The sequence below is a fragment of the Novipirellula methanifontis genome (genome assembly GCF_052161655.1).
In the GTDB taxonomy this organism is placed as follows: Bacteria; Planctomycetota; Planctomycetia; order Pirellulales; family Pirellulaceae; genus Novipirellula.
This window is the reverse complement of sequence record NZ_CP197418.1, coordinates 8942735-8962287: the sequence shown is the minus strand read 5'-3', so window position 1 is coordinate 8962287 and position 19553 is coordinate 8942735. Positions and strand designations below refer to the sequence as shown.

Annotated in this window: 10 protein-coding genes; 3 read left to right on the top strand and 7 right to left on the bottom strand. The window is 54.7% G+C overall.

What is annotated here, in order from left to right:
- Nucleotides 1-19: 19 nt before the first annotated feature.
- Both SH528x_RS31950 and SH528x_RS31945 read left to right on the top strand, forming a co-directional pair.
- Nucleotides 20-7060, top strand: a complete 7041-nt coding sequence (locus SH528x_RS31950; protein ID WP_442507467.1) for a hypothetical protein — start codon at nucleotides 20-22, stop codon at nucleotides 7058-7060.
- 566 nt (nucleotides 7061-7626) lie between these two features.
- Nucleotides 7627-9195 (top strand): sialate O-acetylesterase, encoded by a 1569-nt coding sequence (locus tag SH528x_RS31945; RefSeq protein WP_442507466.1) that lies wholly within the window; start codon nucleotides 7627-7629, stop codon nucleotides 9193-9195.
- Nucleotides 9196-9292: 97 nt separating this feature from the next.
- Here the strand turns inward: SH528x_RS31945 and SH528x_RS31940 are convergent, their stop codons facing one another.
- Entirely contained in the window at nucleotides 9293-10165 is an 873-nt protein-coding gene (locus SH528x_RS31940) for an alpha/beta hydrolase (RefSeq protein ID WP_442507465.1), read from the bottom strand.
- A gap of 250 nt (nucleotides 10166-10415) precedes the next feature.
- Between SH528x_RS31940 and SH528x_RS31935 the strand changes: the two genes are divergently transcribed.
- A complete protein-coding gene (locus SH528x_RS31935; protein ID WP_442507464.1) occupies nucleotides 10416-11699 on the top strand; it encodes a glycosyl hydrolase family 28-related protein in 1284 nt (427 codons plus the stop codon).
- 171 nt (nucleotides 11700-11870) lie between these two features.
- Here SH528x_RS31935 and SH528x_RS31930 read toward each other — a convergent pair whose 3' ends face one another.
- The 6 genes from SH528x_RS31930 to SH528x_RS31905 form a co-directional block, all read right to left on the bottom strand.
- Entirely contained in the window at nucleotides 11871-12044 is a 174-nt protein-coding gene (locus tag SH528x_RS31930) for a hypothetical protein (protein ID WP_442507463.1), read from the bottom strand.
- A 98-nt stretch (nucleotides 12045-12142) separates the two neighbouring features.
- Entirely contained in the window at nucleotides 12143-13318 is a 1176-nt protein-coding gene (locus tag SH528x_RS31925) for a DUF1559 family PulG-like putative transporter (RefSeq protein ID WP_442507462.1), read from the bottom strand.
- A 135-nt stretch (nucleotides 13319-13453) separates the two neighbouring features.
- A complete protein-coding gene (locus tag SH528x_RS31920) occupies nucleotides 13454-13693 on the bottom strand; it encodes a DUF1559 family PulG-like putative transporter (protein WP_442507461.1) in 240 nt (79 codons plus the stop codon).
- An 882-nt stretch (nucleotides 13694-14575) separates the two neighbouring features.
- Entirely contained in the window at nucleotides 14576-16231 is a 1656-nt protein-coding gene (locus SH528x_RS31915; RefSeq protein ID WP_442507460.1) for a sulfatase, read from the bottom strand.
- An 84-nt stretch (nucleotides 16232-16315) separates the two neighbouring features.
- Nucleotides 16316-17767 carry a sulfatase-like hydrolase/transferase gene (locus SH528x_RS31910; RefSeq protein WP_442507459.1) on the bottom strand — a complete coding sequence of 484 codons (1452 nt, stop codon included), beginning with the start codon at nucleotides 17765-17767 and terminating at the stop codon, nucleotides 16316-16318.
- 169 nt (nucleotides 17768-17936) lie between these two features.
- The gene (locus SH528x_RS31905; RefSeq protein ID WP_442507458.1) at nucleotides 17937-19535 is read right to left on the bottom strand and encodes a sulfatase family protein; all 1599 of its coding nucleotides are present in this window, start codon (nucleotides 19533-19535) and stop codon (nucleotides 17937-17939) included.
- Between the last annotated feature and the right edge of the window lie 18 nt (nucleotides 19536-19553).

The window sequence follows — 19553 nt, the reverse complement described above, 5'->3', positions numbered from 1 at the left end:
CTCCAAGAAGCATCCACTCATGAAAACGACAACCTTGCCACACGCCAGACCCATGGTTCTGCTAGGACTTGCTTGCTTTGCGAGCATGTTGAATCTTCCCTGTGTTGCTCAGGATGACAAGGATCAAGCCAGCATCAGCAGTTCCATTGGTCGTGATGGTACCGGCACGATCGTTGTCGAAGCTCGCGGACATTTACCAGTGCCGACTCTCTTCTATACCGCTACGGCCGATGCCGCCGTGCAGGTGCAAACAGACCACATCGAGCAAGAGATTCAATTAGCCATCAAAGTGATCCAGGGTGTTGCGAAGCGATTGAGTCTTGGACTCAGCGGCGAGGGACAGGTGACCGCTGTCGCTGGCGATAGCGTTGAGTCGTGGTCCGTACGCCAAGTTGGTTCCGATCGATTCCTAGATCTGCATCTCAAAGAGGATGCTACGGATGCGAAAGCGGTGATCTCCATCCGTTCGCCCCAGGCCAAATTGAAACTTCCCAGCGAGATCGAGCTGACACACCTCACCCCCGGTGAATCCGTTGGTTTTAACTCGACGGTCCGTATCGAGTACGACCCAGCCGTGGAGGGAAACGTCACGGAGGCCACTGGCTTTGCACCGCTCGATAGCGATGGAGGCGCAAACCGTTTTCAGACTACGACCGGTGGTCAACTCAAACTTTCGCTCAATCGTAGCGGTGTGTCACCTGCACCGGTGGAACTGATCGATACCACTTTGAAAGGGACGGTACATCCCAACGGCGAATCGGTGGGCTTTCAGCTTCGCAGCACCGCCGTCATTTCCGAGGACAACGCGGAAATTACAATTCTTTCGGGCGATGCGGCCGTTAGCGAAGTGCCCGCTGATTCGAACTATCGCTTGCGTCTTTCCACTGAAAATGAACATCCGGTCTACAAACTTGCGTTTGACAAGGCTGGCACGTATCCAGTGACACTCAACTTTGTCGCTACGTTGGTTTCGCCCGACAGCAATGGACACCGTATCGATTTTACAATCGCTGCCAGCGCCGTCGTTCCTTTAACACTCAGCGGACTCGACTCGGATCTCGAATTTAACCGCGATCAACAATCGGTCGTGCCACTGCGAGACAAAGATGATTGGTTGGGATTCTTGCCTGCAAACGGTCACGCTCGGTTGCAATGGAAGACTGCCCGCAAAGCTGGTGATGGAAAGTTGTTTTTCACCACCACCGGGCATGTCGAAGCACTGGTTGGCGTGGGGCTACTGCGTCAGGATCATCAGATTGACTACCAGGTGCTTCAGGGCGAGCTGAAAGCCTTGAGCATTCTGATGCGCGGTCCAGGCGAAATACTCGACGTCCAAGGCGATAAAATCGTTGCTTGGAAAGTGAGCGGCAAAGCCGAAGATCGTCAGCTGGACATCACTCTGAGCCAACCGATGACGGGGGCGAGCCAGATCAAGGTGCGAAGCCAAACGCCGCTTGGTGCGTTTCCCGTGCGTGTTGAAGGACTGCGACTGAATCCGACAGGGGCGATCCGGCATTCCGGCTTTCTGCGGCTTTCCAATTTGGGGTCGGTACGTGTCGAGCCGACAGGTCTGAGCGGATTGACTCAGTTGGCACCGGAGCAATTCCCCGGCGAGCCAACCGAGGCACGACAGGTTTTTGTTTACCGTTTTCCTTCGGCGGATCACGACTTCACCATTGCTGCGGATCGAATCCAACCCGAAGTGAGCATCTCGCAACTGGTGCTGTATCAGTTGGCGGAAGCCGACCGTGTGATCAAGGCGGATATCGAATTGGACGTTCGCGAAGCGCCGATTCGCGAGTGGGATTTTGGGATTCCAGCCGACTATTCCATCGTCTCGGTGACCGGCGCTAGCGTTGCGGACTACATCGCAGCGACGGAAGTCGCCGACGGTCGTCGCAACTTGAAAGTCATGTTTGACCAAGATGTTGGGGGACGCCAGCTTGTGACGTTGCACCTGGAAAAAAGTGAAGCCGCGGCCGCTGGAAATTGGGTTTTGCCACGTATCGAATATCCCGGTGCGAAAGCGGTTCGTGGCGACATCGGAATCATTGGCGGTCCCGGTTTTCGGATCGCGGTTGAGGAGGCCGATCTGCTGGTGGAAAAGCCGTTGTCCTACTTTCCCAAGCCTACCGCAGGACTCCAGCAAGCCTTTCGCATCCGTGAGCCTGGATGGTCAGCCAGTATGCGAATCGAGCTGCTTGAGCGGAGTGTGCAGTCCGATGTGTTCCATCTTTACTCGCTGAGCCAGGAAACAGTGTATGGCAGCGCGCTAGTCAATTACTTCGTCACCGGCGCTCCGGTATCCGAATGGAGAATTACAGTACCCGCGGCGCTCGGCAATGTGATGGTCGATGGCCAAGACGTGCGTACGTGGCGCAGAGAGGATGACACTCTGATCGTTTCTCTTCACCAGCCCGTGATGGGGGCTTACACCTTGTTGGTGACGTTTGAAGAAAAGCCTAACGAAAACGAAGGCTCATTCCAGGCCGGACAAATTGCTCCGCTGGGCGTGCAGGGCGAACGCGGTTACATCCAAGTCGTCAGCCCCATGCAGGTGGAAATCAATACGGTCTCCCTTTCTGATGACATGCTGAAACTCGATCCGTTGGAGTTGCCCGCCGAGTTTCGTCTGCTCAGCACCGCGCCTCCGCTAGGTACTTGGCAGTACACCGAACGTCCGTTCGATTTGAATCTGAAAGTGAACTGGTTCCAACCCGGCACCACATTGACTCAGGTGGTGGAATTTTCGGAGGTGAACAGTCGTGTTTCGCAGGACGGTGAACTGGTGACCGACGTGTTGTACTATGTCAAATCACGTGGACAACGCACGCTGAGGGTCAAGCTGCCCGGCGATCCGGTCCGTCTTTGGAAAGTGTCCGTCAATGGCCAGGTTGCAACCGCGCGGCAAGCGGAGGACGCCACGTTGATTCCTCTTCCCGGTGGAATCAATCCCAACCTTCCGATCGAGGTCCGACTTAGCTTGGGCAAACCGACCGTCGACGAATCCAATCCCGTACTCATGTTGCCGATCGTTTTTGCGCCGGTACTGAAAACACAATGGAATATCGTTGGTGATGAAAAACATGTGCTCGTACCCAGTGGCGGAACCTTTACTCCATCGGTACCTGTGACCCGGGCGTCCGGTTTTAATTGGGTGGCCAAGCACGGAATGGTCGCCTTGATCGTGATCGGTTTGTTCACCGTCATTGGAATCTGGGCGTGTAATAAGTCGGCAGCTTGGCCTGCATTAGGGCTGCTCAGCCTGGCCATCGCCATTGTCGTATCCGTCGCAACGGCTATCGCGGCGCTATCACAGATAGGATCAGCGGTTCCGTTGCAACTCAGTCTGCCGATTCTGTCGGCTGGAGAAACCATTCAGCTTGAGGTGCAAAACACGCCGCTTTGGCGGATTGATCTCTCCTGGACCGGCCTTGGTGCACTGCTGGGTGGCATCGTCGCGATTGCTTGGTCTTTCTTCATCAACGATGCCAGGCTTCGAACGATAAGTCGCTGGATTGGCATGTTTCTGGTCGCGTTGGGGATACTGCTGCAAGGCGGCGGTGCGCCATGGTTTTATGCCCTGCTTGCCCTCGGGATTCTAATTCTGCTAATCCTTCGGCCCGCACTCGACTCGACTCGTGGCATCGGTCGTTGGCTACGCAACATCGCCCAGAATCCGAAGACAAAAAAGGAAGCCGATGGAACCGATAACCCCGACGCGGAACCCGGCATCACGTTCACGCCGGTCATGATTCTGTTGGCCCTGGTTCTTTCATTCGCAAGCTCTTCTGTTTCGGCAGCGGACCCAGCAAGTTTTGAAACTGCTGATTCGATCAAGCAGCAGTGGCGGATGACACATCAGGATTCGCGTCTGAACGCAAATGGAACGATCACTTTGTCCGGGCAACCGGGGGACCGTTTTCTGTTGCTGAGAACGCCAGCGGTACTGACTCGTTTCGATGGCAAAGGTCTGCGTCTATCCAAACAAGAGGTGCCTGGCGAAGGTCTGACCTATATCATCAGCATTCCGGTTAACAAAGAAGCGTCGGAGGTGGAAGAGGATTCAGAGCCAATTAAAGCGGCCGAGTATAAGGCCACGTTTGAGTATCAGCTCGAAGCGATCAAACCGCTCGAAGGCGTGCCCGTGTTGACTGGTACCGCTGCCGTTCAGGAAATCAATCTTAGCTACGACGAGGCCGGATGGGATGTCGTTAGCCCCACAGCAGTCCGCGTGGAAGCGGTCGATTCGGACGACCAGACAACCAAGGTGAATCTGCTTCTTGGCACTGGAAAAGCCAGCGTCATCCTGAAACCGAAAGCTCGTGACGTCACCACCGAGGAGACCCATTTTTTCGTGGAAACCTCGAACCTCTATATGCCAGGTCCGGGCGTCGTCGATGGACGCCATCGTCTTCACATCCGAACCTCGCAAGGTCAGTTGAGTGAATTGGCGGTGCTTGTTCCCAAAGGTTTGACCGTCAGCGCGGTGGACGGTCCGGTCGGTTCCTGGCAATTCGACGCCGATCGTGGTCGCTTGAAACTGGAAATCGAACCGGCTCAGTCACAGCCATTCAATGTCATCATCGATACGCAGCGGGGCCTCGATTCGCTGCCTGCGGACGTCACCCTGGCTCCACTGCGAGTCGCGGACGCTGGTGGTGAAGTCGGTCTCGTGGCGATTGCGTTTGGGCCCGATGCCCAACCTGAAAAATTGGAATCGCAAGGAATGTCGGCGGTCAATTTGGGCGATTTTGATGCGTCTTTGATTCTCAACAAACAAGCGGTTCTGCATCGGGTTTATCGGTACGGTGCCGAGGGTGGAGAGCTGACTTTGCGTGTGGCACCGGTCGAGTCGGAAGTTCGCGTGATCAGCAAGCAAGTGCTGTCGCTCGGTGATGAGCGGGTGGTCTTGGGCATCAATTTCGCAGCCGAAATTTCTCGAACCGGCTTGTTTCAATTGAGTTTTCCATTGCCTGCTGGACTCGAAGTCGAGTCACTCACGGGCGCTGCGCTGCATCACTGGGCCGAACTCAGCGAAGGGGACCAGCGACAGATCGTTCTGCATTTAAGTGGCAAGACGATCGGTTCACAGAGTTTCTCTCTGACGCTGTCTGGGACGGCGCCGACCGATCCAGGCGACTGGCAGATACCGCGATTTGAGTTGAACGAAGCGACGCGTCAAACCGGGGAATTGGTTGTTAGACCCACTACCGGCATTCGGCTGAGGACAGTGTCACGCCAGAATGTATCGGAGACCGATCCACGCAGCATGGGTGGCCAAGTTCAGGGCTCGCTGGCTTTTCGCCTGTTACAGCGTGACTGGGATCTGGTGCTCGGTATCGAAAAACTCGAACCCTGGGTGACGGGGCAAGTCTTGCATGAGATCACGTTACGCGAAGGTCAGACACGATCCGCCTTGATCGCTGATTTTAATGTGCAGAATGCTTCGATTCGCACGCTTTCGATCGCGTTGCCGATTACCGACGAAGACGAGATCAAGACGCTGCGAGCCAGCGGTGACACCGTCAGCGATTTTGTACGAACGGCACCCGATTCAAACATCTGGGAGGTTCAGTTCAAACGGCACGTGATCGGCAGGATCCAATTCCGAATTGAATACGAACGGCGCGGCGATCGCGAGAGTCTGTCCGTAAATGGGCAAACCCCATCGCAGTCAAGTTCGAAGCAGGAAAACGAAGTCTTGATCCCCGCAGAATTCCCCGGCGCCCGCCAGTTGTCGTACTACTTTGGCGTCCGCGCCGGCGGTCGACTGGAATTAGAGCACGATACGCTGACTCAAGGCTGGCAGCGGGCTGATTGGAACACTGTTCCCCAAACGCTCCGAGATGCGGGAAACCGGACCGCGCCGGCTCTCGTGCTACGGGCCGTGACTCCGGAAAACTCACTGAACATTGTCGTCAAACGCCATTCATTAGCCGACGCTCTGAAACTTCGTGTAGCCAGCGGCACGTTTACCACGGTGTTGTCATCGACCGGCAATCAACTGACCGCTGTCGAAGCCAACATGGAAGTCATCCAACGCAGCAGCCTGAGCGTCGGTTTGCCCAAGGGCGGCGAGCTATTCAGTATTTTTGTTAATGGCGAAAGTGTGAATTCGATTCGCCTGAAGGGCAATGGCAATGTGTGGCAGTTCTACATCCTTCCGGGCATCGACGACCGCACGGCGAAGGTTCGCTTTGTCTATTCGGTCGCAGGCGATCGCCCTACCCGCCAGAACGATCTCCGCAACTTGAAGCTTGCCAGTCCTCAAATGAATGTGCCGCTCGAGAACATCCAGTGGAATGTCGTCGCCCCCAAGGGATTCGAGCTGATCGACAACGACGGTAATCTGGAACTTGTCCGGCAAGCCAATCAGGAAGAATACAACCGAACGTCCTACCTGTCGAAAAGCAGCGGCAAGCGACAAGTCCAAGCACAACAGGCTACCAAGTTGCTTGAGCAAGCGAATCAATTGATCCAGGCCGGTGAACAAGCCAAGGCTCGGCGGGCACTCAGCAGTGTCGCCAACCAATACGCACTGGACGCCGCTTCGAATGAAGACGCACGTGTGCAGCTTGAGAATTTACAAACGCAGCAAGCGATCGTCGGTTTGAATACCCGTCGTCAACGAATTTATCTCGACAACAAACCGAGTGACACGACGTTGGCCGACAACCAACAATTCCGTGAAGCGGCGTCGGACAACCCCATCCTGCACCAAGACGCAGTGAATTTTCATCCGCAACAGCTCAGCGAACTGCTTCGCGGAAACAGCACGGAAGACAACGCGGTTCTCGGGCAGATTGCGGGACGCTTGGTCCAGCACCAACACACCACCGACCCGGCTCCACAAGCGATCATCATCAGTCTGCCCGAAGAAGGCGTGGTCTATACGTTTAGTCGCAGTGTGCAAGTCGCCGAAAACGAACCTTTGGAACTCGATCTCGAGTTTGGTTTGCAACATCGACTTGCTCTTTGGCAGACCGCATTGTTGCTTTTGTTGCTCACCCTATTCGCCGCCATCCTGGCGTTTGCTTCGAAACGACAGTTGATTTAATCAAAATGCAAAACGCAACTGTGAGCCGTGGGCCGTAAGACACCGGGTAATGCGTTATACCCAGCCGCTCACGCGCGAGCGGCTCACTAAATCAACAAGTCGTTGACGAGCTCCGCTACAAAATACTTTACAGCGTTTCGCATTGGCGATAGCCTCGGACTGCTAAATTTTTCGTGTTGCTTCGGATGTTATGGGTGAGTTTTTCTTCCAGCCTATACTGCAGTTACCTCTCCACCAACGAAGTTGGTGGAGAGGTGGCAGAAAAGCTGCGCAACCAAAAATCACGATAAGTCCAATGGTCTAGCGGCCTGGCTAGTGCCCAAACGGCTAACATAAAAGCACTGATGTCGTACTAAATCAGCCGTCTCCAAGCTGGGAGGGTGAAGCAAGTGGTTGATGTCACTTGGCTTTAACGGCACGACCTCCATCGGCGAGAGGGGGAACGCAAACCGCTCGACCGCGAACGTTCGCCACAAAACAATCGTCAATGATTACAATTCGTCCTTGGCAGAACTCACAAAAGAGTTCCGATCCGATTACGACAGAGCACCCAGGACGCAGAGAACATGACCAGACTCCCATCGAACCCCCATCGCAAAGTCGGCATCCCCACGTCATTAAACTCTCTCGTCATCTCGCGAAGGCTGCTCCCCTCGCTAGGTTTGATGTTCGGTCTCGTCCTCGCCGCGACCAGCAATCCACTGTTCGCTGAAAAACCACAGGTTCAGACATTACAGTTGTCGGGCGTCTTTGGCGACAACATGGTGCTGCAGCGAGACACCGACGCTGCGATTTGGGGCAACGCTCCTGCCGACGCCGAAGTCACTGTCACACCCTCTTGGAATGATCGTGCGACTCGCGTGACCGCGGATTCCGAAGGCCATTGGCGGACTTCGCTCGCCACGCCCGCAGCAGGCGGCCCGCATGAAATCCAGGTCCAATGTGTTGACGCCACTATCACGCTCACCAACGTCCTGATCGGCGAAGTTTGGATTTGTTCGGGACAATCCAATATGCAGTGGAAGCTGCGTGGATTCGGAGCGGAACAATTTAAAGATGACGTTGCCAATGCCAATTTTCCCAACATCCGCTTCTGTGATGTACCACAAGTCATCGCTTTGGAAGAACAGCAGGACGTACGAACCAAGTGGTCCGTTTGCAATCCTTCGTCGGCATACAACTTCAGTGCAGTAGCCTATTTCTTTGGCTCACGACTGCATCAAGAGCTGAATGTTCCCATCGGTTTGGTTTCGACTAACTGGGGCGGATCCTCCGCCGAAGCGTGGACGAGTCAGGCAACGTTGCGAGAACAGTTTCCCGAGTTTAACGAACCGCTGGTAAGTTACCGAGCAATCATCGACGAACAAGGTGCACTGCATTCACGTTCCCAGAAGTTACCCAAGGGGATGAACCAACGGCTTCCCTCGGTGCTTTACAACAGCATGATCAAGCCACTAACGCCCTACGCAATCCGTGGCGTGATTTGGTATCAAGGCGAATCGAATGTCGAGCATCCATTGCAGTACCGAAAACTGTTTCCCGCAATGATTCGTGATTGGCGGGACCAATGGGGCATCGGTGACTTTCCCTTTTACTTTGTCCAAATCGCTCCGTTCAGCTATAAAACCAGTCCGTACCCGGCGGCGCTGTTGCGCGAAGCTCAATCGATGACGTTGTCGGTCCCCAATACTGGAATGGCGGTAACGATGGATATTGGTAACGAGACCAATATTCACCCGAAACCGAAAAAGCCGGTGGGCGAACGATTGGCGCGGTTAGCACTCCGCCGAACCTACGGAAAATCGGACCTCGTCGATTCGGGGCCGGTCTATCGATCCATGAAAATCCAAGACGGCCAAATTCGGTTGTCATTTGATCATGTCGGCTCGGGCCTAGCCAGTCGTGACGGTAAGCAACTGACCCACTTCACCATCGCAGGCGAGGACAAGGAATTTGTGCCTGCCGAAGCGACTATCGACGAAGACACGATCATCGTTCGGAGCGAACAAGTCGCTGCACCGGCTGCTGTGCGTTTCGGGTGGGGCAACGCAGATTTACCTAATCTCAGCAATCAGGAAGGACTTCCGGCATCGTCCTTCCGAACCGACACTTGGACGGTTCCTAACCAAGAGTAGCGATCCGCAATTAGCATCAGCCGCGGACGCTGGGGCCGTGGGGTTCGATACGATTCGTTAAAAACGAAGCCTCGTTTTCGTGGGTACCAAACGGGGATCATGGATGCTTGTTCTTTTCCAACAACTTGGTATCGACCAACCAGTCACACATTCGCTGCGGCCAATCGCCGGCGGCACTCGTTGAGTCGGGACGGAATCCGAAGCCGTGACCGGCGCTACTGTAGACATGCATTTCACAAGGCACATCGGCTTCCTTGTATTGCAGGTACACCTTGGCCATCCCAATCGAGATGTCATCGCGATCATGAAAACCAAAAGCGATGAAGGCGGGCGGCATGCCGGGCTTTACCGTGAATGTGCTCGATTTGCCGGGGTAGATCAGCCCCTGGAAATCGGGGCGACTGCTGACTCGCTCGACCGGGTCATCGCATTGCGGGTCGCCGTCCTCGGGGGTCATCGCCGAATATGCAGCCAATTCGCCTCCGGCCGAAAAGCCGACGATGCCAATGCGATCCGGATTGATCTTCCACTCTGCCGCGTTGGCCCGCACCGTGCGAATCGCCCGGCGTGTGTCATCCATCGCATGGCCTTCTAATGTGTAAGGCGAATCGGGTTCGCGGCAGAGTCGATATCGCAGCACAAACGCCGCGATGCCATGCTCCGCAAACCACTTCGCCAGTGCATCGCCCTCGTGCCCCAAACAAAGTTTCTGGTGGCCGCCGCCGGGAGCGATCAAAATGGCGGTGCCAGTGGATTGGCCTGCGGCGGGCAAGTAAGGGGTAATCGAGGGGTGATGCACGTTGCTGACGTTACTCCCTTCCAATTTCTCGAGTTCATTCATTCGCTCGACCGATCCAGGAGCACCGTCCGCCCAAAGCGGAATTTTGGCGGGCGAATCGGCCGCCAAGGACAGGATCGCATTGGAAGCCGAAAAGCACAGGACCAAGCAAATCAAAAGGTGACGTGTCATATCTCGCAGTAATCTCCAGGAGGTTTGAATATCCTCGCCATTGTAACTGTTTCCCGTCGGCCGGACGTAGTAGGCCGGATCGCGGCGGAGCGGAGATCCGGGGATCGCGGCAGCAACGAATTCGCCATCATTCTCGCTTCAGCCGGATCTGCGTCGCTTTGGGCGACTTGATCCGGCCTACCGAACTGGCGAATCGAGTGGACTATACTTGGCGTTTCAAAATTCCTTTGTGCTGCTGAGTTCTGTTTCGATGACGTCCAAATTGATTTCTTGTTTTTGCTGGCCGCTGCAGGTCGTCGCTTGTGGGGGGCTGTTTTTACTGAGCCTGGCGTCGGCGAATGCCGCTGTGAATGTGCGTGACTTTGGGGCCAAAGGAGATGCGGTGGCGGATGACACCGAGGCGATTCGGGCGGCGTTTGCTGCTTCGCCACATGTTCATTTTCCCGCAGGCGTTTATGTGATCAGCGACGGAATCGATCTGCCTCGCAGCGCCCGATTGACTGGCGACGGTTCGCCGGCACTTGGCGCGTTTCCGCTGCGTGATGACAAAGAGTATTTTGCGGACGGAAAACGACACCAGTTGCCGGGCACAACGCTGTTGTTTCGTGGCACCGCCAACCGATCGATCCAAACCCTCCGTCGCGATCGCTTTAAGACGCTGAGTTATGCACTGAAAACTCAGCCGCAGTCGAGCTTTTCGATCCAGCAGTTGGCGATTGCTCTGGATATGATCGTGATCGATGCCAACGGGAAGCGAACCACGCCAGTCTTGGATCAACGCTCGGATTGTGATGTCGGTTTGCTGATCGATGATTCGTTCGCGGGCACCGTTCGTGATGTGCAGGTCTTTGGGCACTGGGGCAAGGCAGGGATGAGCATCGTTTCGCGTGGGCTGGGCGATAACCCTGACTACAACGCGTTTTGGAATTCGTCCTTCATGGGCGATGTCGGTGTGGCTTTGCTCGGTTCGGACCACGAAGATGGTCCCGGTCTATCGGGGACCCAGTTCCACGGTTGCCGTCTGTTTGCAAACGATCATCACGATCGGGGCTCACAGTACTTTGGCACCGCGGCGCTGTACATCGATGGGCGAACGGCGGGAAAACGAGCCGACTTGAATGGGCATTCGTTTTTTGGCGGCTGCATCCGCACCTATAACAACGATGCGATCGTATTGGATCACGCATCCAATTTGTCTTTCCACGGCGTTGTGCTTGAATTGCCGACGTGGAAGGCACGGGATGGTTCATCCAGCAACAAACCGGGACGCATCGTGGGGACCGAGAACACACGTGACGTCTACTTGTTCGGATGCCGGATGCACGACATCGGTCTGGACGCCTTGGCAGCTGGGATGATTGATGGCGCGGTGATTGCGATTCCTGATCGGTTTGGTGCCGCCTCGCTGAATCGATCCGGTCACACCGTGCGGTTGTTCAGCACGGCGAAAAAAGGTGCCGTGATTCAGCTTACCGACGAAGGGGACACGACCAACAGCGGCCGCATCCTGAGCGAAACGGGACAGAATCCGTAACAGAGCGGCCCGAGCCTGGTCGATTAAGCGAACAATATGCTTCGTCTGTATAGGATCCCTTGCCTACCTGTTTAGTGCATGAAAAAACCGAAGGCACCGTCGCAAATGTTAGCTTTGCGAGCAGTGCCTTCGGAGTCGTAAATCAAATACAACGAGTAGCGACTCTGATGTCTATTTCATCGACTTCTCGGTTTCTTCCATCAGTTTCTTCTCGTTGGCCTTGTATTCCTCGATGGCCGAGGGCGACAAGCCTTCCGTTACAGAAGTGGGTTTAGGATCACTGCAACCCGACAGCAATGGAAGAAAGCTGAAAAGAAACAAATTGATTAATAGGAAGCGTTTCAATGGAACACCTTTGGTTGATGGGAATGAGGAAGGCGTCGGTCGCTGATTATGCCGACGCCGCCTTCGATGTGACATGTAAAATGAAAAGACTTCCAGCACTAGAATTCGCTGATAACCTCTTTGCTCCCACGAGTTCCCAGTGCACCCCACAGCCCATAGGGACTTTGGGAACCAGGAGCCTGAGTTCCTGTGCCCGACGCCCACACCATGCCGGCACTCGAGTTGCCCGCTTCGATCGAGTCCGTGATAAATTTCACCGCGCCGTCACCCATCAACACATGGCCGCCGCCTTGGTGATAGCTTGATACCGATCCAACCAGGTTCAAGTCGTCGCCATTGGTACGCGAGCAAATCTCGCTATTAGGTGGCAAAATCGTGGTCATACCAGAGAAAATGGTCTTGGCATCGGCCCAGCGATAACCACGAGCACGCGTTGGCCGGCTATCGGTGGTCCAAAAACGAGGGCGAGCAGGATCAATCACACCCTGGCAAGCTTTCGGGTTATCACGAATCACGGTCATCGTTGCGTTATTGTTACCTGCGGTGAAGTTAGGCAGAACTGTCCGATTGTCTTTGTCCCCAAGCGAGGTTGCGATCTCGCCCATCGCGATGGTGTTTGCCAGTCCATCCAAGCAATCACGGAACTTCGTTACGTCAAACGGTTTAAAAAAGCCACGGTGAGCTGATTGAGCTGTTTGTGCACGTGTTCGTGTCATACCGATCGTTCGTGCGTTGGGCCAAGGGCCGTATGCCGTTTCGTCGCACGAATCACCAATGCAGGCTGCGTAATTGGTACGGCCCAACGCGGGAAGACCCACTCCGGGATCGCTGGGGCAGCGGTACGATGGGAGGTCGATCGTCCATGGCAAATAGCTGATTTCATCGGGGGTGGGGCCCATCGCGTTCCAAGTTCCGCCAACCTGACTTGGATTGGAAATCTGCTCCCACATGGCTTGCTGTTCGACAAACGGAAGCACGCCGACCAACATGCTCAACTGCATGTTGTTGCTGAGCGGAGTGGTCTGCCACCACTGAAGGCCTGGGGTCGGGAGAATCGTCCCTGTACCGTGGGTGGGCACTTGGTCGTACGCGGAGTGGTAATTGTGTATTCCAAGACCTAGCTGCTTGAAATTGTTGCTGCAGCTCATCCGCCGGGCAGCCTCGCGAGCCGCCTGTACCGCCGGCAATAACAAGCCGACGAGCACTCCGATAATTGCGATGACGACTAGCAATTCCACCAAGGTGAAACCGCGGTTGACTCTCGTACCATTCATGATCACTACCTTTTGAAGAAAAGAAGGGAGGCTGGCGGAAGACGCCAACCAGAAAACAGGAAAAAGAACTGCATGTGCCATTCAAGGTGTCTTGATGGGCAAATATTATGACTTCGTTGGGTTGGAAATCTTCTCTCACATCGCTTGCGGCTTATCGAGCGGCAGAGCCGGCGCCAGCATGCTAAAGTGAAATTGGTTTCCAAGCGTCGAAGGGGTGAAATAGTTTGAAGTGGTTCCGGGCTGGGTGCTGGTCCCGTGAAATGGCACTTGGCTATAGGCCGCGTGATAATTGTGGATCGCGAGTCCGTTCTGCTTGAAGTTGTTGCTGCAACTCCTTCTCTGTGCCGCTTCCCGAAGAGCCTGAACCGCTGGCAAAAGAAGTCAAACTAAGACGTCAATAATCATAGAGTCCGTCCGTTTGGCGTTATTAATATTTTGCGACAAGGTGATAATGTTTTGCGACACACCGTGATCTTCGAGGGGAATAGAGAGCGACCGCAAGGCATGTCACGTCACCTCGAATGGGCAATCACAATGACAAGCGACCGAACGCCCACTGCCAGTTCCTTTGGCAATAAACGGGGGGATTTTTAGCGGAGCAACTCAAGCCGCCCGGTCGAGATCGAACGTTTTACTCGCCGCAACCGGACGGCTCGGCTCGGGACGTGTCGCTACCAAAGTAGATGGAATTGGCCGAACGCTGGTTTGCTAAAAATTTTGGTGTAGCGTGGACATTAAGTTTACGCACGTTGAGTTTGGATTCTTAGTCGAGTTAGCGACGGCAGGCGATAGGCAAATGCCATCTACTTTGGCACTAAACGGGTGGCGTTTGTAGCGGTGCGGCGCAAGCGGGCTGTTGATTTAATCGAAATGCAAGTCGCACAAGTGAGCCGTGGGCCGTAAGGCACCGGGTAATGCGTGGAACCCGGCCGCTCACGCGCGAGCGGCTCACTAAATCAACAAGCCGCAGCCGTCCGGTCTAATTCGAAGGTTTTACTCGCCGCAACCGGACGGCTCGCCCCGTGCCGCTACCCGAGTAGATGACATTGGGCGATAGCTCCAAACGCGATTCCTCATTGTCCTACACATCTCGTGACTACCCCTTCGCGAAACACTGGAACAAGAACGACGTCAAAATGGATCGTCGAAAGGTCGTGTCAGTCTCAAACTTTTAGCCGCCTAGGCTTGCGTCGCGAACGCTAGCAAGTTCGACCTCTCATTCAGCAGCATCAGTTCAATGGCTGTGCCCCGGTGATGTCAATTGGCATCTTGTGCAGCGGGTACTGCGGCTTTCCAGCCCCTGTCGAGTTGCGTCAGCAGTTCGGCAACCAATTCGGGGTTTTCTGCGGCCACGTTTTTAGTTTCTGCGGGGTCGGATCCATGATCGTACAGCTCCGTGAACAGTGGTGCCGCATCGGGGTGTTTCGTGTCCTTCCAAGCGACCAGTCGGTAGTGGTCGGTTCGCATCGCGTAACCGGTTAAGTCGTGTTCAAACAGTTCGCGATCCCACTTGGCTCCCATCTGTTTCTCGATGCGATCTTCGACTTGGTCAAGCAGCGGCCCGAAGTACGTTTCACGCATGGCAGGCCGGATCGGAAACGATCCCCACTCTCGCAACGCCGGGCTGGGGAATTGATTGAACGCCGCGGTTTTCCATTCCTTGGCAGGATTCCTGATCAATGGTTTGAAGCTCGTTCCTTCTAAATGAGCGGGTTGTTCGATCACGGCCAGGTCACAAAGCGTCGGATAGATGTCGACCAGTTCGACCAGAGCGTCGGTAGACTTCCCTTGACTTGCGGCCGGCATGTCGGGCGTCCAAATCATCATCGGAACACGTGTGGCAAGTTCGTAGTTGGTGGCTTTGCACCACATTCCCATATCGCCGAGATGGTACCCGTGATCGCTCCACAGGATAATGATCGTGTTGTCGCGAACGCCCGCTTCGTCCAACGCGGCAATCATGCGGCCGACCTGCGCATCGACGTAACTGACGCAAGCCAAATAGGCGTGTTTGAGAGTGCGAGCGAGTTGAGGATCAATGGCGCCGAGCTTGGGGATCCCGCTGCGGACACGCAGTTCAAAGGAAGGATGCAGCCCAACAGCAGCTCCATCCTGTGGTCCTTCGGTCTGCGTGGCCATTGGAATCGCGTCACGGTCATACATATCCCAGTAACGTTTGGGGGCAACCCAGTTCAAGTGTGGTTTGTTGAACCCGAGCGCCAAGAAGAATGGTTTGTCGTCTTCGGCGACCAAATCTTTGAGCGTCGCGATCGCCAGATCGGTGTGGTAGCCATAACCATAAGTATTGTCGGGCACATCGGCACTCTCGTACGCGGGCCCCATCGCCAGCCCCAACTTTGCGACGTCGCCATACTTGGCGATCATTTGCTTGCGGGTATCCATTTGACTTTTTTTGTTTTCAGGCAACGCAAAGTTAACCGGCTTTTTTAAGTTGCGGACTTCGGGACGGTTCTTCGACGGTTGACGGTTCCAAGACGCCTCGTCCAAATCGCCGTGATGAAAAATCTTCCCCATATAGACGGTGTCGTAACCGTTGACACCAAAATGCTGAGGCAACGTGACGATGTCGGGATTCAGTTCGCGAATCTTGACATAGTTGTGGGTGATTCCGTTGGTATCGGGCCTTGTTCCCGTCAGCAGGCTCGCTCGTGACGGCCCGCAGATTGCCTGTTGACAGTAGGCACGATTGAAACGCAGTCCTGCCTTAGCCAACGCGTCCATATTCGGCGTCACTGCGATCTCGGATCCATAACACCCCAGTTCAGGACGCAGGTCATCCACCGCGATAAACAGAATGTTCGGCTTGTCCGGGGTCGCGCCACGCACTTCCGTCGCCGCAAGGCCACTGAGTGCGAGTGTTAATACTGCCGCTGTCGCAATAAGTGTCTTCATGATTAGGACTTCGTTTTCAAACGGCTAGAAGGGGGTATTGTTGCAGTATGGCCTGATGTCGGGGGGCTCGAACATTCGCGTCCCTTATTTCGATGCCGGTGGCTCAATCCGCCAATCTTTCCAAGGCTTGAAACCCTTCGCCCCGACACGGAAGGTGGTTATTGCGTCGTCGGGTTGTAGCGAACGGTACTGCTGCAATTTCTTGAACAATTCGTCGACTACTTTCGGTTGCTGATCGGCGAGGTTGTGCTTTTCCAACAGATCGTCTGGCATCTTGTAGAGATGAGTTTGGTGCTGCTTGGTCAAAGCTCCGCCGCGAACATCGGGACCGATGATCACCAATTTCCAATCCGGCGTTTTGATCGCAATCGTTTCTTTGTCCGCGCCGTTTTGGCCGTGATACGAATACCAATCACGTTCAGGAAACTTCGAATCCGCCCCTTCCAGCAACCCGCACAGGCTGACACCATCAAGTTCTCGGCCTTCGATTGCTCCCTTTGCAGGGTCAACGCCTGCGCTCGCCAGGACGGTAGGCAGCACGTCGATGTATCCGACGGTGTTTTCTAACTTGCGGCCGCCCTTCCACTTCGTTGGCCAACGCACACACGCGGGGACACGAACGCCACCTTCGAATGTCGTCAGCTTGCTGCCGTGCAGCGGTTGATTGTTCGCAGGGAACTGTCCCACACCGCCATTGTCGCTGAAGAACCAGACTTGCGTGTTGTCGGCCTCTCCCGAGGCATCGATTGCCTCCAATATCTTGCCGATCCCCTGGTCCATGCTCCAAACCATCGCCCTGTACACGTCGGCGTTTTTGGGCTTTCCATCCTTGGCATAACGTGCGATGTCTTCTGGTTTGGCCTGGAATGGCGAATGCGGTGCATTAAACGGTACGTAGCAGAAGTACGGCGCTTCGTCGCTTGCTGCCGTGGCGATGAATTCACACGCGGCATCGGTGATCAGATCCGTCGCGTAACCTTGTTTCTTTGAGGGTTCGTAATTGACATGCCAGTCGCGTTCGCCATCGCGAGTCAGATCGAAATAGTCAATCGCACCGTTGTAGTGGCCTTCAAAGTGGGTGAAGCCGCGAGCCAGTGGGTGCCATTTGGCTTGATGGTGTCCCAAATGCCATTTGCCAAAGATGCCGCGATGTTTGTAACCGACGTTGCCGAGTGCATCGGCCAACGTTCGTTCTTGGACCGGCAAACCAAAATTACGTTGCGGCGGGATCACCGCTCGGGCCAAACCGAAGCGGATGGGATAGCGGCCTGTCATCAATCCCGCACGCGTCGGAGTGCACATGGGTGCAACGTAAAATCGATCCAACTCAACACCTTCGCTCGCCAGTTTGTCGATATGAGGTGTCTCGGCCCAGTCCGCATGGTAGCTGACCGCTCCCCAGCCGAGATCGTCGGCCAATAAGATAACGACATTGGGCTGATCCGCATGGATCGCCGCACTCGAGTTGCACACAAGCCACGCACAAACGATTACCATCGGTCGCCAAATCTTGCGACTTCTTTTTTTCGAATCCATGGGGGAATTGTTCCTGTTCTGACTTGGCTTTATTCGCATCGCACAAACGTTTGACTGTTGTTGATTGATCCGCTCATTACAGATTGCATTCGAAGGCCGAAAGCACGGGCGTCTCTACTGGTTGATTTACGCCCAACTTAATTCGGGAATGTGTTGATCAAGCCACTCTCTACTTGCGAAATTGATCGTATTCTGGATTGACGTCCGCGTTCTTAAACACCGGTTTGTCTTTCCATAAATCGTAGGTCGCTTTCAACTGGACTACCGATTCAGGATACTGACCTTGATCGTTCGTTTCGTGAATCCACTTGTCCAGAACCTTGCGATGTTCGCGGAGTGCATCGGCGTACTGAGGATCTTCGGCCAGATTATTCATTTGATGCGGATCGCTGGCGATGTCGTAAAGTTCCTCATTTGGCCGTACACCGAACCAATGTTGTTCTAGATAATTGCTCAGCTCACCGGCTTGATGCAATCGTTTCAGATCAAGAACCTCTTTCTTCTTGTCGCGATATTGTGCTTGCAGCAGCGGGCGGTCTGGATAGAAATTGCGAATGTAACGCAGTTGATCCGAGCGGACCGTGCGAATGCGGTCGATCGTGTAATCGCATCGATCGCGAGCCGAGATCACATATTTGACCGGTTTGTATTCGCTGCTAAACAGATCCTGGCCATCGAGATAATTCGGCAGTGAAACACCCGCCATCGCCAGCGTGGTCGCCGTAATGTCCAGTGCCGTGATGATCTCGTTGCGAACCGTACCCGCTTTCAACGCTGGGTGTTTGCCCTTGATCATGAGCGGAATATGGACGCCGCCTTCATAGCAGAATTGTTTGTGACGCAGCGAATGGTTGCTGCCATGGTCCGAAAAGAAGAACACAATCGTGTTTTCCATTTCTCCGTCCGCTTTCAATTGATCCAGGATCGCTTCGACGCGGGCATCGGCACCACGAGCGGCGTTGTAATGCGTCGTCCATGATTTGCGAAGCGCCGGGGTGTCCGGGAAATATGGTGGTAGTGGAACATCATTGTCCGCCAGCACCTCTCCTTTGCGAGTATGTTTGGTGTTCGCTTTACCGCCCATGATTTCAATTTGTCCGAACCACGGTTGCTCTTTGTTCTCGCGAGCGTTCCAGGTGTCTTCGGTGATCGACAAGGAATGGCGGGCTTTGTTTCCCTGCCATCCGTTCATGCCGGCCTTGTAATCGTCTTTGCTGCCAACGCTGTACATGGCTCGACGATCGTAGTGAAAGTTGTAGTCGTCTTTGCCGCTGTTGAAAGTAAAGTAGCCCGCTGCTCGCATCAATTCGGGGATCGTCTTCATTCCTTTAGGAAGATGAATCTGAGTGTCTGGCGGAACCACTTGCCCTTCGTTGGTCCGTCCCGAGCGATGTTGGTGCGTTCCGGTCGTGGTTTGCATGACGCCAGTAATCATGGCCGAGCGGCACGCGGAACAGACGGGCGCCGGCACATACGCTCGCTTGAATAACACTCCATCGGCGGCCAGTTGATCAATCGCTGGCGTGTGCCCCGCATTGATCGGATCGTCATAACATCCCATGAACGGTGACAAGTCTTCGGAGAAAATCCAAAGGATATTGGGCCGCCCCGTGGATGCTTGCTCCTCGGCAGACACCGATGGTAGTCCGGCAAACAGGCAGCCTATCACGAGGGCTAAAAAGGCAAACTTGCCAATCCAGTTCGGGATTGCCATCGCAGGCTGCGGCATGGGGTCAGGCCCGTTTTGTTTTCGGAGATCATGGTTCATCAAATCGTGCTCGCAATG

Excerpts from the sequence above, each read along its gene's own strand:
- SH528x_RS31950 (WP_442507467.1), top strand. The coding sequence starts at position 20 with ATGAAAACGACAACCTTGCCACACGCCAGACCCATGGTTCTGCTAGGA.
- SH528x_RS31945 (WP_442507466.1), top strand. The coding sequence starts at position 7,627 with ATGACCAGACTCCCATCGAACCCCCATCGCAAAGTCGGCATCCCCACG.
- SH528x_RS31940 (WP_442507465.1), bottom strand. The coding sequence starts at position 10,165 with ATGACACGTCACCTTTTGATTTGCTTGGTCCTGTGCTTTTCGGCTTCC.
- SH528x_RS31935 (WP_442507464.1), top strand. The coding sequence starts at position 10,416 with ATGACGTCCAAATTGATTTCTTGTTTTTGCTGGCCGCTGCAGGTCGTC.
- SH528x_RS31925 (WP_442507462.1), bottom strand. The coding sequence starts at position 13,318 with ATGAATGGTACGAGAGTCAACCGCGGTTTCACCTTGGTGGAATTGCTA.
- SH528x_RS31915 (WP_442507460.1), bottom strand. The coding sequence starts at position 16,231 with ATGAAGACACTTATTGCGACAGCGGCAGTATTAACACTCGCACTCAGT.
- SH528x_RS31910 (WP_442507459.1), bottom strand. The coding sequence starts at position 17,767 with ATGGATTCGAAAAAAAGAAGTCGCAAGATTTGGCGACCGATGGTAATC.
- SH528x_RS31905 (WP_442507458.1), bottom strand. The coding sequence starts at position 19,535 with ATGAACCATGATCTCCGAAAACAAAACGGGCCTGACCCCATGCCGCAG.